The organism is Streptomyces collinus (assembly GCF_031348265.1).
GTDB classification, from domain to species: Bacteria; Actinomycetota; Actinomycetes; order Streptomycetales; family Streptomycetaceae; genus Streptomyces; species Streptomyces collinus.
In genome coordinates, this window is sequence record NZ_CP133771.1 from 4,824,515 (window position 1) to 4,838,817 (window position 14,303).

A 14,303-nucleotide genomic window follows, 5' to 3' on the forward strand; every position below is an offset into this window, starting at 1 on the left:
ATTCTTCTGGGGGTGGCTTCAGTTGGGGAACACGGGGCGCAAGAAGACCGTCGCTTTCTATGAGATCGTCAGGCCCAAAGAAGCGGGAGACCCCAGGTTTGAGCACCTCGATTGGCCGAGAGTTCTAAGAAATCTTGGACGGATCGAGATGCGTCAGCGTCGATACACGCATGGCGCCGATGTGTACGTTGGTGACCCCATATCGGTGCAGGGGCGCCAACACCTCGTACTCGCGAGGCTTCGGGATGGTGATATCCAACAGATCGACTGGGAACACAATCACATCTCTGACTTGAGGCTCGACGGAAACCGCAGCGTGGTCGACACCACGATCATCTGCTTCCTGCCATTCGGTAACGTGATCGGTGTAATTCAAGGAAGCGCTTCCGCCCCTCGACCAACAGCCTTACAGCGCTGGCTAAATGCCATGAATGTGGTCAACGAAGACTTGGCCGTCATGCCCTTGGTGGGGAAAAAGGCGTGGGAGAAATTGAACAACGCCGAGGCGGTCAACCTTTTCGAAATGCGACTCCGGCCCGGGCAGATGATGTTCCCTTCAGACGCAGAAGGTCTCGGGGATTTCTCACGGCAGGCGCACAAGCGCAACCCTGATGCGTTAATCACGCTAGCAATGAAGATCCCCAAGCGGCGCGGATTCGGGCGTGACACATCCCGCTCGCGCGGAGAACGGCGGCTGCGTGAGGATGTTCAACATTTCATCTCAGACTTCGGCAGCTTGGTTGGGCCTGATGGAGCAGTAGACAGAGCAATTGCGCATGTGACTCTGTCGGCTTCAGATGGATCACTCATAGAGGACCAAATCAACTTCGTATCTGACCACATCACTGCGCAGAAGCCGGTGTTCCTGCGTCGGAGCGAAGGGCAAGCTCCCTGGTATGAGGCCGCTGTGCATGCGGTCCTCGACGTTGCTGCGGCCCACGAGGCCGAGCTCCGCGACGCTGTCAGACCCGTGCCTTAGGCTCTCACTAGCCGAAGGGGGCAGTGATGGTCAGCGGGGTTCAACTAACTCGGAGAGCTCACAATCGGTGGAGCGAACACCCCTCCACCGATTGGATAGGCGCAGCAGTTTGTGTAGTGGTGCTCGGCTTATGGCAGCGCAGCCACATTCTTACTGACCACTCCGTTGATCAACGCATGAGCGTTTATGCGACAGTTGCGTCTGTGGCGGCGATTGTCGGCGGTTTCGGAACCGCTGCAATTAGCCAGTATGCGACAAGTTCCGGTCGGCGAATGACATTCCTACGGGAACGCTTTGGTGAGAGTCTTCGTCGAAACTGGGTGAGCATCCTGACGTCGATGACCGCAGTATCTGCCGGTTGTTTGGCGACCATGCTAGGCGATACGGGGAAAACGATCGGCTGGCAGGGGTGGATGGTAGAATTCCTGCTCTTTTTAGGGCTTCTTCGTGCGGTGCGATTGATCTGGCTATTCCGCCTCCTTATCGACGTATCCGATCACGACGGCACAGTCGCCGCAAGGAACGAGCCAGTGAGGATCATTGACCCGGAGAACGATTAGCCTGCGGAGCCGCTCGACATAGTTTGCTAGTGTGCGAGCTAGTTGGTTTCAGCGCGGCTGGGCAGCCTCGACATAGGGTCCCTCTGCCCGACACGGGATCTCGACTGTTCAAACGGATGCGCGGCTCGTCTAACATCGAAATTAGGCACTCGTGCCGCCTGACCTCGTCGGATCCGTCGCGGGCACCTCCCTACTCTTCCCGCCTGCCATCTCGTAGAAGAAGCCAGGCACACCGAAGACAATCAGTGGAATGGCGAGCACCCACCACCACAGGTTAGAACCCCCGGCAAGGGCCGCCCAACTCCCGAGGGCGATGCCCACTCCACCGAGAATTAGCCCCAGAATTACGGAAAACGAGTCTCGACGGAACGTGTCCTCGTGCTTGCACGTCTCCGCGTACTTTTTTGCTGTGGCGTCGAGTTGAATCAGTAGCGCCTCCTTGGCTGCTGACCCGGCAGGCAGTGCTTCCGAGGCTTCGATCTCAGCCTTCAGTCGCTCCATAATCTTGTCTGACCTTGTACGACGTCCCAGACGAGCCCCGAAGAACCCAGTAATCAGCGCAATCACAACGGGCGAAAAGGCTGTAACTACCTCGGTGACTGTGTCCTTCAAAGTCGCCCCCATCCTGTAGCGGTATGCGCCTACGCTACAGACTCCAGTTCGCACTTTTAGTAGCAAGGGCGTCGGACGAGCCCAGTCGATGATCTTGGGAACCGCCGTAGCAGCGACGTCGCCGTGGATCCCAACCCCACCGCCCTCGCGTGTGAGTAGGTGATGGCTCCTGGCCTGGGCATTTGGTCGGCGCCGTCGGCTTGTCTGGCTCGTCTGGCTTCCCGGTGTTCGCTGCCGTCTCCCGCCTGGTTGGGCACGGCTGGGGCACAGCGTCAGCAGACGGTGTCGGTGGTTCTCGATACGCTCGCCGAAGTCTTGGAATGGGGGAGTTGAGATGATGAGCTGGTTGGCGACATTGGTAGCGGCTCTTATTGGTGGCATGAGCGGCGGATTTCTGGCGCCTTGGGCTAAGGCTCGGTTTGATCGCCGTCACGAACGGCACCAGGCCTTCGATCGGGCCATTACTGCGGTCAAAGCTGTCTTGTACGCGTACACGGCCCCCAGTCATGTTGATCGCAGTCATATCGGTGACAGCACATATGCGCAGGAGTTTGCGGATCAGCTTCTGACTCGACGCGTGGAACGATTCTTCGAGGCGACCTACGGGATGCGCCAGGCGATAGCCGAGCTTGAGCCTCACTACAAAGTGGTTTGGAACCCTGACCAGTTCCAACTTACGGAGGAAGAACTGAAACACCTGGTCGACCAGCTCAAGATGGCAAGGTAGCGGGATGCCGTCCCGCATCCGCCCACCACTCACCCCAGCTCCCATCCCGTCTGCCGTCGACCCACACACCGTGGAGCGGGCGTGGTTCATGGCGTCCAGGTGGAGCGCGCCACTGTACGAACGACCTGGACGCCATGGGCCGCGTCTGCTCGGCTCTGCCTGGGTCGATGGCAGGCGGGATGGGAGCTCCCCGCGCACGCCACTACTCCGGCCGGCACTCGCAAGCGGCGCCTCCTCCATCTCGGAGCCTGAGCGCCCCCGCCGGAGGCATGCTTTGAGCGTTTGCCGCGCTTCGCGGTTCTCGACTCATGGCCCGGCCTGTTTCACATGTGGGCGCGCGTCGGCGCAGCCCGGGCGGAGCGGGCCGAAGGCAGGAGCGGCGCCCGGAGCGGAGCCGGGAAGCGCGCCCGGCGGAGCGGAGCGCAGCCGGGGCTTGATGAACGTAGGGAAACTCTTACCGCGCTGGACTGATCAGTACTGACTCATGGGCGCTGACGCTCACCTACTCACGTGAGTAGGTCCCGGCTACAGTTGTGCTGGCCGACATAGCAGGACGACAGGAGCGTGCTCGCCGGATGGGACCGAAGTCGGAGCGGGTCTACCGCACGATTCGTGAGTGGATCGCTGAGGGCAGGTACTCGCCGGGCTCCAAGCTTCCGTCCGAACGGACCCTGTCGGAGGGCCTGGAGATCGGCCGCACGGCCCTGCGTCAAGTGCTGGCCAAGCTGGTTGCCGAGGGCGTCGTCGAGGTACACGGCCGTAGTTCGTACCGAGTGCCGGATCGATCCGTGACCACAGAAGCGCCGGCGGATGTCGAGCCATGGCAGATCCACGGTGAGCGGACGCTGTATGACAACCGGTGGGTGAAGCTGAGCCTCGTCGATGTCGAGCCGCCCGGCGTCGACCGCTTCGAGCACCATGTGGTCAAGCTTCACCATGTGGCCATCGCTGCCGTCATCGACGACCAAGACCGTGTGCTCATGATGTGGCGGTACCGCTTCGTCCCTGATGCCTTCGGCTGGGAGCTGCCGGGTGGCATCGTCGACCAGGGGGAAGACCCTCTTCAGACGGCCCTGCGTGAGGTCGAGGAAGAGACCGGGTGGCGGCCGAACGCCCTGGAGCACGTGGTCACTTACCAGCCCATGGTCGGCATGGTCGACTCGCCTCACGACATCTTCGTCGGTGAGGGAGCGAAGCTCGTGGGGGAGCCGACCGACCTGGAAGAGGCGGGGCATATCGCCTGGGTGCCGCTGTCTGACATTCCGGGCCTGATGGTTCGTGGCGAGCTGATGGGGTCCGGCACGTTGGTCGCCCTTCTCCATGTGCTCGCTTCACGAGGGTCCGGCGCCTCGCCTACAAGCGCTGCGTGAGCTGCTCTATCCGGCGCCTGTGACGTACTGACTTGGTCCGGCTCGCCATGAGCCGGGCTTGCCGCAGGTGCTTTCGGGCTTGGTCGTGCTCCCCGCGGGCCAGGTGGGCTTGGGCCAAGTCGCAGTGGAGTCCCGCCGACGCTCTGACGAACGTGGGGTCGGTCGTCTCCAGTGCGGCATACAGGTTGTCCACGGCTTCGCCGTCGCCGATGAGAGCGAGTGCGTTGCCGCGCCACCTGGTGAGGTGGCCTTCGTTCAGGAAGATGCTCAGCATGTCCGGATCGCGGGCTTCATCTCCTGCGGGCAGGTGACGTATCGCATGGTCGAGGGCCCGTCGGCAGTCTTCTTGGAGCCCAGCTCGGGCGCAGATTTCCGCTTCGGCTGCGTGCAGCCACGCCTTGAGGCGAGGGGACATGCCCGGTCCTCCGAGACGTTGTGCTTCTCGAACCAGGTGCACCGCCATTTCGGGGCGCCCGGCGTCGCAGAGCACGTATGCCTGCTCGGCGGTGGCGTGGGCGAGGTACATCGGTTCCTCGGCCTCTTGGGCGGCGCGCTTGCCCAGCTCGTAGTGACGCCAGGCTCGTTCGACGGCTCCGACGTCAAGGGCCTGCCAGGCTGCGAGGGTTGCCGCACCGGTCAGGGCCAGGGCGACCGGGCGTCGGGTCTCCGGGAGTACGGCGAAGGTGAGGGCGTCTTCCAGCCGCGTCAGGTGGGCTGTCATCTGGTCGACCAGGCTTGCGGCGCCCATCTGGCGGTCGATGGTGCGGAGCAGTTCAGTCTGGTCCATGAACGTCTTCACCATGGTCAGGCTGACGTTCCGCGCCTCGTCGATCCGGTCTATCAGCTCGTCGTAGCCGTCCGCCGTCGCGGGTGCCGGCGGCTGCGCTCCGCCTCCGAGTTCGACGTCGGTGAGGCCGAGGAGGGCACGGAGGATCTTGGCGTAGTAGCTGGAGATCGTTCGTCGGCCGTTCTCCCATTCCGAGACGTACACTCGCAAACTCGCGGTTGAGGCGACGGTGAGCATGTGCTGACGTGCATGGCGCTCGATCTCCCGCACCAGATGCTCTTGCGACCAGGTCCGTGCCGTTCGTGCTGCCCTGAGTCCACTCATGCGCTACTGCCGTTCCTCCTGGGGTTGTTGAGCCGTAACAGCAGGATGCCTCACATCAGGGCAGGTAGGGAGGGGTTAACCGGTCGGGTGTTAACCCCTGTTGTCTACCGGGACGTTGCCTGGCGCGCTTTCCTGGAACCGTCGCAGTCAGGCGAGTTGAGGTGCCGGGCCCGCGACAGCGCTTGACATCTGGTGCGCACCAGATGCAACCTTCTGGTGCGCACCAGTTGGTGCGCGAAGTGCTCCGCGGCTTTGCTGCGGCATTCCATCCACGTTCACAGGAGCGGCGACCCACCGCCAAGCAAGTACGCCGCTCCCACCCCTCTCAAGGGAGTTCCATCATGCGTCAGATTCCCGTAGACACGTCCACCGCGACTGTGATGGTCGCTAAGGCTCCGCAGCCCAAGGTGCGTGACCGTCGTACCGGCGAGATCGCCACCGACGCCGACGGCGTCAAGCTGATGACCGTCGACGTGATGTTCGCCGCCAACGACGAAGTCGAGATCCTCTCCGTCGCCGTCCCGGAGCCCGGTATTTCCAGTGACCTGGCCATGGGCACCCCGGTGGCCCTGACGGGTCTGATCGCCCGGCCGTGGGAGAACGAGTTCAACGGGCAGAAGCGGCACGGCATCGCCTTCCGCGCGGTCGCCGTCACCTCGCTGGCCGCCACCGGCTCGGCATCCGAGGCGGCCTGATCATGACCTGGTTCATGGTCGCTGTGGTTGTGGTCGTCGTCGCTGCGGGTCTTCTGCGGTGGCGGCGCCCCGCCTGGTACTGGCTGGCCTTCGGCGTCGTCCTCGCCACGGTGCGGGTACTGGTCCGGTACTCCTCGGTCATGGAGGCCTGCGGGCTGACGGTTCCCCCCTCGCGCTGGCGGCTGGCGCTGGCCCGGGTGGCCAACCGGCCGGTGCCGGAGTCCCGCGCGCCGCGCATCCTGCGTCTGCGCCCGACCCGCACCGGTCTCGTCCTGCGGCTCAAGCTCCGTCCCGGACAGGACGCCTTCGACGTGGCGTCCGCGACGGACCGGCTGCGGCACTCCTTCGGGATGTACGGCGTGAACTCCCGAGAGGTGCGCTCCGGTGTCGTTGAGGTGCGGATGACCGGCTATGACGTGCTCAAGCAGGTCCAGATGCCTGCCAAGACCGACACGCGCCCGATGCGGGTTCCTGTCGCGCTGCGGGAGGACGGCTCGGTGCACTATCGCGACTATCGCGCCGTTCCCCATGGCCTGACCCTCGGGGCCACGGAGTCCGGCAAGTCCGTCTACCAGCGCAACCTGGTCGCCGGTCTCGCCCCGATGGACGTCGCCCTGGTCGGCATCGACTGCAAGCAAGGCGTCGAACTGTTCCCCCTCGCCCGCCGCTTCTCCGCCCTCGCCGACAACCCCGACACCGCCCTGGAACTGCTCGAAGCGCTGGTGTCCCACATGGAAGAGGTCTACCAACTGATCCGGGCCGAGCAGCGCATCAGTGTCGCCGTGCCGGATGCGGAGATCGCCGCCGACATCTGGGACCTGCCCGAAGACATCCGCCCCGTACCGGTCGTGGTCTTGGTCGACGAGGTCGCCGAACTCGCCCTGTTCGCCAGCAAGGAGGAGGAGAAGCGCCGGGACCGGATCATCACCGCCCTGGTTCGCCTCGCTCAGCTCGGCCGCGCGGCCGGGATCTACCTGGAGATCTGCGGGCAGCGTTTCGGCTCCGAACTCGGCAAGGGCATCACCATGCTCCGCGCCCAGCTCACCGGCCGCACCGCCCACCGCGTCAACGACGAAACCTCCGCCAACATGGCCTTCGGCGACATCTCCCCGGACGCCGTCCTGGCCGCCATCCAGATACCCGCCGAGACACGCGGGCTGGCCATTGCCGGGGACTCGACCGGTGGCTGGCACCGCATCCGGGCCCCGCACACCTCGCTGCGCCAGGCCGTGAACACCTGCAACAAGTACGCCGACCGCACCCCCGACGTGCCCGCCCTGGCCCCGTTCCGGCCCGCGGTCGCCGCGCTGCCCTCGGCCCGGGTGCCGCTGTCCAAGACAGCCCCCGCCACCGCCTGACCTTCCCCACTTCATCGGTCGGCGTGACCGCTTCGCGCCAGGTCCCTACCCCCGCCATGCCACTCACAGGAAGGAGCCGTGATGGCCCGCCCCGCTCTCCGTATCGACGCCGTCCTGGTCCAGGCCGTCATCGCCGGGGCGCTGTCCTTCGCCCACCTCCACGACCTGGCCGCCGCTGCCGGACAGGACGGCTGGAAAGCCTGGGCCTACCCGATCAGCGTCGACCTGCTCCTGGTCGCTGCCTGGCGGCGGCTCCGCTCCGACGGGCCGTCCCGGCTGGCCTGGTGCTGGTTCGTGATCGCCCTGGTCGCCTCCCTCGGCGCCAACGTCGCCACCGCCGGACTCCTCGACCTGACCGACGTCCCGGCCTGGCTGCGCATCCTCGTCGCCGCCTGGCCCGCCCTGGCCTTCATGGGCGGCACCCTCCTTGCCCACTCCGCCACAGAGCAGGTGCCGGAACCGCCGGCACCCGCAGCCCCAGCCACCGAGCCGAACCCCGAGCCGGTCACCGAAACCGAACCTGAGCCTGCGCCGGTCCCGGCAGCCGACGACACCCCGGCCCTCCCGGCCGCCGAGCCCGCCCCGGCCTCGTCGGTCCCGGCCGCGCTGGTCGACCACGCCCGCAAGGTCGCCGACGACCACCACGCCCGCACCGGTACGCCGATCGACACCGACACCCTGCGCGCCCGCCTCGGCGTCCCGCCCCAGCTCGCCGACGCCATCGCCGCCCAACTCACCTGACATCGACGGGAGACACGCCATGACCAGTGACCCGGCCGACCTGACCGCCGCCGAACACCTCGACGCCGCCCGCGAGATGACCGCCGCGAACCGGCCCTACCTCGCGCACCTGCTCGCCGAGGAAGCCGCCCGCCGCACCACCGACCCGGCCACCGCCGACGGTATCCGCGCCGCCTTCCCCAACCCGGCCCCGTCCCGAGAGGAGACCGACTGATGCCCGCCCGCGACCACTTCCACTCCGTGATGCGCATCGGACCCGTGCAGATCGGCACCCACCGCGACCGCAACGGCCGCACCAAGTACGCCGCCGTGTGCACCGCCGACCGCTGCGGCTGGTCCTCCGACTACTCCAGCCAGTCCGCCGCCCAGCTCGCCGCCCGCACCCACCGCTGCCGGGTCCGCTAGGAGGCCTACCGCCATGGAAGTACCGCTCTGGCTCGCGCTGCTCGTCGTCGGCTACCTCGGCGTCAAGCTCATCCGCCCGCCCGCCTGGCTCATCGCCGTCCTGCTGCTCGGCGGCTTCCTCCTCGCCGACAGCGTCCTGGCCCCCGCCATCGACACCTTCGTCAAGTAACCGTCCCCGGAAGGGAGAACCGCTGATGTTCCGTCCGAAGATCCCGACCATGCCCACGCCGACCGGCCAGGTCACACCGCCTGTCGTGGTCGAGCCGACCACCATCGTCCCGGCCGCCCAGACCCCGCCGCCCGCTCCGGTGGCCCCGGCTCCGGCGCCCGTACGGCCGACGGTGCAGCTGACCCCTGGAACCGCTCTCGCCCTCGTCGGTGGCGGCACCGCCGTGGTCCTGGTCGTCGGCGCCGTCCTGGTCTCCATGCTCCTGGCGGTCGCCATCACCGGCGCCTCGGTCGCCGTCTGCGCCGTCGTCCTGCGCTCGCTGCTCGCCTCGGAGATGAAGCGACGCTGACCGGCCCCCGGGCGGCTCCGATACCGCCAAGCATCCGCCGCCCGGGCGCCGTCCCTGTCCGATCCAACGAACCGGAAGGAACCCCCAGCATGACCGACCGCACCGCACCCGTGCCCCGCATCTGCCCGAACTGCGACGGCTTCGCCTCCGCCGCCATCACCACCGGCGGCCGCGACCGGCACGGCCACCTGCAGACGCTCACCGTCGACTGCCGGGCCTGCAACGGTCTGGGCACCGTCCCCGCCCGCCGCGTCCGGGAGGGTGCGCGTGCCTGACATGCTCGACCCGACCACCCTCGGCGACCTGCTGAGGGTGGCTTCGGCCTCCGACTACCACCGCTGGCACGAGCAGATCCGCCGCACCGGCGGCTGCGCCGACCCCATCCACCTCACCGGCTGGACCCTCACCAAGGACAAGACCACCGGCGAAACCCTGCACCACTACGCCACCGCCAACGAGCCCGGCGGACGCCTCCGCGTCGCCTGCGGCAACCGCCGAGCCTCCCGCTGCCCCTCCTGCGCCTGGACCTACGCGGGCGACACCTACCACCTCATCCGTGCGGGCCTGGCCGGAGACGACCGACGCGACATCCCCGCCACCGTCCGGGACCATCCGAGGGTCTTCGCCACCCTCACCGCCCCCTCCTTCGGCCCGGTCCACAACCGGCCCGATCGTGGAGTCTGCCGCTGTGGTGACCACCACGCCGCTGACGATCCCGACCTCGGCACCGCGCTGGACTCGGCCACATACGACTACGCGGGCGCGGTGCTGTTCAACAACCATGCCGGACAGCTCTGGCAGCGCTTCACCAACCGGCTCCGCCGCGAGATCGCCGCCCGCGCCGGCATCACCCAGCGAGAGCTGAGCGAGTGCGCCCGCCTGTCGTATGGCAAGGTCGCCGAGTTCCAGAAGCGCGGCGCCCTGCACTTCCACGCCGTGATCCGCATCGACGGTCCCGACGGACCCGACACCCCGCCGCCGTCCTGGGCCACGGTCGACCTTCTCAGCGACTCGATCCGTGCAGCTGCTGCGCACTCCTACACTTCGGTCTCCGTCCCCGCCGCCGAGGACCAACCGGCCCGCACCTTCCGCTGGGGCACCCAGCTCGACGTCCGGCCCGTGAAGACCTTCGGCGACGGCTCCGACATCACCGAACAGGCCGTCGCCTCCTACGTCGCCAAGTACGCCACCAAAGCCGCCGAGAACACCGGCACGCTCGACCGCCGCATCGGCGAACTCTCCGAACTCGACCGCCACCAAGTCCCCGACCACACCCGCCGCCTCATCCAGGCATGCAAGCAGCTCGACCCGCTCTACCCCGACCGACGGCTGTGGGCCTGGGCTCACATGCTCGGCTTCCGCGGCCACTTCTCCTCCAAGTCCCGCCGCTACTCCACCACCCTCGGTGCCCTCCGCCAGGCCCGCGCCGACTACCGCGCCGCCCAGGAACACGCCGCCCTCGGCCTGGACGACCGCGAGCCCGACACCGTCCTGGTCCTGGCCGACTGGCAGTACGCCGGACACGGCCACACCCCCGGCGAATCCGCCCTCGCCGCCACCATCGCCCGCGACCTCCAACTCAACCGCGAAACCGCCCGCGAAGCCCTACGCGACCAACTCGCCCTGGAAGGAGCCGCAGCATGACCACTGCCACCCCTGAACTGCTGACGGTGTCGGACGTCATGACGCGGCTCAAGGTCGGACGCTCCAAGGTCTACGACCTGATCCGTACGCACCGGCTGGCCTCCATCAAGATCGATGGGGCTCGTCGCATACCTGCCGATGCCGTGCACGACTTCATCCAGCACCAGCTGGAGGAGGCCGCCTGATGACCAAGCGACGCAGCCGCGGCGACGGTGGGCTCCACTGGGACGAGAAGAGACAGCGTTGGATCGCCACGGCGAACCTCGGCTTCGATCCGAGCGGCAAGCGGATCGTGAAGCGGGGGAGTGGCAGGACCAAGACAGAGGCGAAGAACAAGCTCAAGGAGGTGCTGCGGGACCACGAAGACGGTCTTGCGATCGCGCCCACGGGCTACACCGTCGCCGACGCCGTGAACGACTGGCTTGCCTACGGCCTGGCGGGTCGTGACCCGGGCACGGTCGAGACCTGCACCATCCTGAGCCAGAACCATGTGATCCCCGCTCTGGGCGCCCGGAAGCTCCGCGACCTCAGCGCGGAGGATGTCGACCGCTGGCTGGCCGCCAAGGCCAAGACCCTCAGCACCCGCACGCTGCAGTCCGTCCACTCCTGCCTGAACCGCTCGGTCAAGCGGGCCATGGCGCGGGACAAGGTGAAGCGCAACGTCGTCGAGCTGTGCTCCGTGCCACAGGGCCAGGTTGGGCGACCTTCCAAGGCGCTCACCTTGGCCCAGGCCGAGGCGGTGCTCAAGGCGGCCGAGGGGACCTCGATGTACGCGTACATCGTCGTCGCCCTGCTGACCGGTGCCCGCACTGAGGAGCTGCGGGCGCTGACCTGGGACCACGTCTTCCTCAAGGGCAGGCCGGACGCCGATCCGCCGCAGCCCCCGCACATCGCCGTGTGGCGTTCGGTCCGGCGCGGCGGGGACACCAAGACCCGGAAGTCTCGGCGAACGCTCGCTCTGCCGGCGCGTTGCGTCGAGGTCCTGTGGCAGCAGTTCGAGGACCAGGGTTGGGAGCGGCTCGGCGCTGGCGACAGCTGGGAGGAACACGGACTGGTCTTCTCCTCAGCCGTCGGCAAGCCGCTCGACGCGACCAACGTCCGGCGGGCCTTCCGCCAGGCGCTCAAGGACGCCGATGGGATCAACGCCGACGAGTGGACACCGAGGGAGCTCCGGCACAGCTTCGTGTCGCTGCTGTCCGACCGTGGCGTCCCTCTGGAGGAGATCTCCCGTCTTGTCGGCCACTCCGGTACTGCTGTGACTGAGGAGGTCTACCGGAAGCAGATCAGACCAGTGATCCAGACCGGCGCGGTGGTCATGGACGGGATCTTCACTCGCGATCCAAAGCGGTAGTCACGCAGATAGACACGCAGAAAGCAGATCAGCCAGTCTACTCACGTGAGTAGACTGGCTGATCTGGTGTTTCTCTGTCGGGGTGGCGGGATTTGAACCCACGACCTCTTCGTCCCGAACGAAGCGCGCTGCCAAGCTGCGCTACACCCCGATGTCGCTGCTGTCGCGGCGACGACGTTTACTTTAGCCCACCGGTGGCTAGAGACGAAATCCGGTTTTGCCGCGGTGGCGGATGGGGTTCGGGCGGGCGTGGTCGAGGGCCACGAGGAGCACGGCCAGGGCGTAGAAGGCGAGGCCCAGGAGGAGAGTGTTGCCGAGGACGCGCTTGAAGCCGTCCTGGCCGACGTCCAGGAGCGGGTAGAGGTAGCGGTCGGGCGTGCCCGGGAGGATCAGCTCGCCCCGGGTGAGGCAGAAGGCCAGGTAGGCCATGGGGTAGAGGAGCCAGGTGCCGGCCTGGCGGAGGTGCATGCGGCCGGGGGGCGTGAGCAGGAGCCAGTTCAGTACCGCCGCGATCGGCGTCACGGTGTGCAGCACCGCGTGGGAGAGGGCCGGCAGGCCCGTCGGGGCGGAGGCCTCCCCCGTGAGGGAGGAGGGGCTCGCCTCGTTCGCCAGGAGCAGGTGGTGCACCAGGGCCGCGGTGACGACGTAGAGCAGCGTCGCTCCCAGGACCGCGCCCGGCAGCGGCCTGCCGGCCGTCCACGCGCGGCGGGCCGAGAGGGCCATGACCAGCGCCAGCAGCATGTTGCTCTGGATCGTGAAGTGGCTCAGGGCCCGGGGCGGATCGCCGAGGAGCAGTTCGAGCGTCACGCCCCCGGCCGCCGCGAGGGCGACCAGCAGGCGGAAGGCCGCGGCCGCGGGGCGGCGGACCGGGGTGACGACGGCCGTGGCGGGCACGGGGGAGGGCTTCAGTGCCGGCGGGGGCGGGATCGCGGGGAGGCCCGGGATGTCCCGGGGTATCGGGGCGGGCATGCCCCCACGCTGACAGAAGCGGACATAGGGGGCGATGCGGGCGGGGCTGTGTGGGTTACCCGGTACCGACGGTCACGACCGCCCTCAGCCCGGCCCAGGTCAGCCCTGAGCCCTCGGTCCCGCAGCCCTCAGCCCGGCCTCGATCAGCCCTGGGCCCCGGTCCCGATCAGCCCCCAGCCCCAGGCACCGACCAGCTCCTGCCAGTCCCGCCCCAGCCCTCTCCCCTACCTCCGCGCTTCCTCGTCGCGCCCGACCAACGTCAGCAGCGTGGCCTCCGGCGGGCACGCGAACCGCACCGGCGTGTAGCGGTTGGTGCCGCAGCCCGCCGACACGTGCAGGTACGACGTATTGCCCTTCGCCCTGTGCCGGGACAGGCCCTTCACCCGGTCCGTGTCCAGGTCGCAGTTGGTGACCAGGGCGCCGTAGAAGGGGATGCACAGCTGGCCGCCGTGGGTGTGGCCGGCCAGGATCAGGGGGTAGGCGTCGGCCGTGAAGGCGTCCAGGGTGCGCAGGTACGGGGCGTGTACGACGCCCATGGAGAAGTCCGCCGCCTCGGACGGGCCGCCGGCCACCTGCGCGTAGCGGTCCCGCTTGATGTGCGGGTCGTCCAGGCCGGTGAGCTCCACCGAGACGCCCTCCAGCTTGAGCTCGCCGCGCGCGTTGGTCAGGTTGAGCCAGCCCGCCGCGTCGAAACCGTCCCGCAGGTCCTCCCACGGGTTGTGCACCGCGCCCTCGGCCGGCGCGTTGCCGTTGAGCCCGTGACGGCCCTGGGCCCTCTCGAGCAGGTAGAGGGCGGGGTTGCGCAGCTTGGGGCCGTAGTAGTCGTTGGAGCCGAAGACGTACGCGCCCGGGAAGTCCATCAGGGGGCCGAGCGCGTCCAGGACCTCCGGGACGCCCTCCGGGTCGGACAGGTTGTCGCCCGTGTTGATCACGAAGTCGGGGCGCAGGCCCGCCAGCGACCGCAGCCAGCGCTGCTTCTTGCGCTGGCCGCCGACCATGTGGATGTCGGAGACCTGGAGCACGCGCAGGGGGCGCATTCCCGGGGGCAGGACCGGGACGGTGACCCGGCGCAGGCGGAAGGAGCGGGCCTCGAAGCCCGCCGCGTACAACAGACCGGCGGCGCCAGCCGCCGCGATTCCCAGGGGGACTCCGTATCGCGCGCGCATATGACCATCGTGTCAGACCGCGGCCCTTGCCCGTGCCCGGGCGGTGCCCGAAATCCCCTGACGGCACCGGCCCTTCGGCCACGGCCCCCTAAATGAA

At 67.7% G+C, this 14,303-nt stretch carries 19 protein-coding genes and 1 tRNA gene; 15 read left to right on the forward strand and 5 right to left on the reverse strand.

Features of this window, described 5'->3' with window-relative positions; translation table 11 throughout:
• Positions 1 to 22 precede the first annotated feature (22 nt).
• Both RFN52_RS21995 and RFN52_RS22000 read left to right on the forward strand, forming a co-directional pair.
• Complete coding sequence (locus tag RFN52_RS21995) at positions 23 to 979, forward strand: hypothetical protein (protein ID WP_184848283.1); 957 nt, start codon at positions 23 to 25, stop codon at positions 977 to 979.
• A 176-nt stretch (positions 980 to 1,155) separates the two neighbouring features.
• A complete protein-coding gene (locus RFN52_RS22000) occupies positions 1,156 to 1,539 on the forward strand; it encodes a hypothetical protein (protein ID WP_184848284.1) in 384 nt (127 codons plus the stop codon).
• Between the two features lie 141 nt (positions 1,540 to 1,680).
• Here the strand turns inward: RFN52_RS22000 and RFN52_RS22005 are convergent, their stop codons facing one another.
• Positions 1,681 to 2,151, reverse strand: a complete 471-nt coding sequence (locus RFN52_RS22005; RefSeq protein WP_184848285.1) for a hypothetical protein — start codon at positions 2,149 to 2,151, stop codon at positions 1,681 to 1,683.
• A gap of 334 nt (positions 2,152 to 2,485) precedes the next feature.
• Between RFN52_RS22005 and RFN52_RS22010 the strand changes: the two genes are divergently transcribed.
• A complete protein-coding gene (locus RFN52_RS22010; protein WP_184848286.1) occupies positions 2,486 to 2,878 on the forward strand; it encodes a hypothetical protein in 393 nt (130 codons plus the stop codon).
• Positions 2,879 to 3,453: 575 nt separating this feature from the next.
• Complete coding sequence (locus tag RFN52_RS22015; RefSeq protein WP_184848287.1) at positions 3,454 to 4,248, forward strand: GntR family transcriptional regulator; 795 nt, start codon at positions 3,454 to 3,456, stop codon at positions 4,246 to 4,248.
• Here RFN52_RS22015 and RFN52_RS22020 read toward each other — a convergent pair.
• On the reverse strand, positions 4,232 to 5,272 hold the full coding sequence (locus RFN52_RS22020) for an NsdA family TPR-like regulatory protein (protein ID WP_184853987.1): 1,041 nt from the start codon (positions 5,270 to 5,272) through the stop codon (positions 4,232 to 4,234). The genes RFN52_RS22015 and RFN52_RS22020 overlap by 17 nt on opposite strands.
• A 428-nt stretch (positions 5,273 to 5,700) precedes the next feature.
• Between RFN52_RS22020 and RFN52_RS22025 the strand changes: the two genes are divergently transcribed.
• The 11 genes from RFN52_RS22025 (at position 5,701) to RFN52_RS22075 (ending at position 12,071) form a co-directional block, all read left to right on the forward strand.
• Positions 5,701 to 6,054 (forward strand): SCO3933 family regulatory protein, encoded by a 354-nt coding sequence (locus tag RFN52_RS22025; RefSeq protein WP_033314179.1) that lies wholly within the window; start codon positions 5,701 to 5,703, stop codon positions 6,052 to 6,054.
• A 2-nt stretch (positions 6,055 to 6,056) separates the two neighbouring features.
• Positions 6,057 to 7,412 (forward strand): FtsK/SpoIIIE domain-containing protein, encoded by a 1,356-nt coding sequence (locus RFN52_RS22030; protein ID WP_184848289.1) that lies wholly within the window; start codon positions 6,057 to 6,059, stop codon positions 7,410 to 7,412.
• 81 nt (positions 7,413 to 7,493) lie between these two features.
• Positions 7,494 to 8,153, forward strand: coding sequence for a DUF2637 domain-containing protein (locus tag RFN52_RS22035; protein ID WP_184848291.1), 660 nt, complete (start codon positions 7,494 to 7,496; stop codon positions 8,151 to 8,153).
• 19 nt (positions 8,154 to 8,172) lie between these two features.
• Complete coding sequence (locus RFN52_RS22040; RefSeq protein ID WP_184848293.1) at positions 8,173 to 8,367, forward strand: hypothetical protein; 195 nt, start codon at positions 8,173 to 8,175, stop codon at positions 8,365 to 8,367.
• A complete protein-coding gene (locus RFN52_RS22045) occupies positions 8,367 to 8,558 on the forward strand; it encodes a mobile element transfer protein (RefSeq protein WP_184848295.1) in 192 nt (63 codons plus the stop codon). Before RFN52_RS22040 ends, RFN52_RS22045 begins: the two co-directional genes overlap by 1 nt.
• Before the next feature lie 13 nt (positions 8,559 to 8,571).
• Positions 8,572 to 8,727, forward strand: a complete 156-nt coding sequence (locus RFN52_RS22050; protein WP_020270385.1) for a hypothetical protein — start codon at positions 8,572 to 8,574, stop codon at positions 8,725 to 8,727.
• A 25-nt stretch (positions 8,728 to 8,752) separates the two neighbouring features.
• Complete coding sequence (locus RFN52_RS22055; RefSeq protein WP_184848297.1) at positions 8,753 to 9,076, forward strand: SpdD-like protein; 324 nt, start codon at positions 8,753 to 8,755, stop codon at positions 9,074 to 9,076.
• 89 nt (positions 9,077 to 9,165) lie between these two features.
• Complete coding sequence (locus RFN52_RS22060) at positions 9,166 to 9,351, forward strand: hypothetical protein (RefSeq protein WP_184848299.1); 186 nt, start codon at positions 9,166 to 9,168, stop codon at positions 9,349 to 9,351.
• Positions 9,344 to 10,720 (forward strand): replication initiator protein RepSA, encoded by a 1,377-nt coding sequence (gene repSA, locus RFN52_RS22065; protein ID WP_184848301.1) that lies wholly within the window; start codon positions 9,344 to 9,346, stop codon positions 10,718 to 10,720. Before RFN52_RS22060 ends, repSA begins: the two co-directional genes overlap by 8 nt.
• The gene (locus RFN52_RS22070; protein ID WP_184848303.1) at positions 10,717 to 10,905 is read left to right on the forward strand and encodes a helix-turn-helix domain-containing protein; all 189 of its coding nucleotides are present in this window, start codon (positions 10,717 to 10,719) and stop codon (positions 10,903 to 10,905) included. Before repSA ends, RFN52_RS22070 begins: the two co-directional genes overlap by 4 nt.
• Positions 10,905 to 12,071, forward strand: coding sequence for a site-specific integrase (locus RFN52_RS22075; RefSeq protein ID WP_184848305.1), 1,167 nt, complete (start codon positions 10,905 to 10,907; stop codon positions 12,069 to 12,071). The genes RFN52_RS22070 and RFN52_RS22075 overlap by 1 nt, the downstream gene beginning before the upstream one ends.
• Before the next feature lie 77 nt (positions 12,072 to 12,148).
• Here RFN52_RS22075 and RFN52_RS22080 read toward each other — a convergent pair.
• From RFN52_RS22080 to RFN52_RS22090, 3 genes are all read right to left on the reverse strand, one after another.
• Positions 12,149 to 12,222, reverse strand: a tRNA-Pro gene (locus RFN52_RS22080).
• Between the two features lie 47 nt (positions 12,223 to 12,269).
• A complete protein-coding gene (locus RFN52_RS22085; protein WP_184848307.1) occupies positions 12,270 to 13,040 on the reverse strand; it encodes a Pr6Pr family membrane protein in 771 nt (256 codons plus the stop codon).
• A gap of 224 nt (positions 13,041 to 13,264) precedes the next feature.
• Positions 13,265 to 14,206, reverse strand: a complete 942-nt coding sequence (locus RFN52_RS22090; protein WP_184848309.1) for a metallophosphoesterase — start codon at positions 14,204 to 14,206, stop codon at positions 13,265 to 13,267.
• Between the last annotated feature and the right edge of the window lie 97 nt (positions 14,207 to 14,303).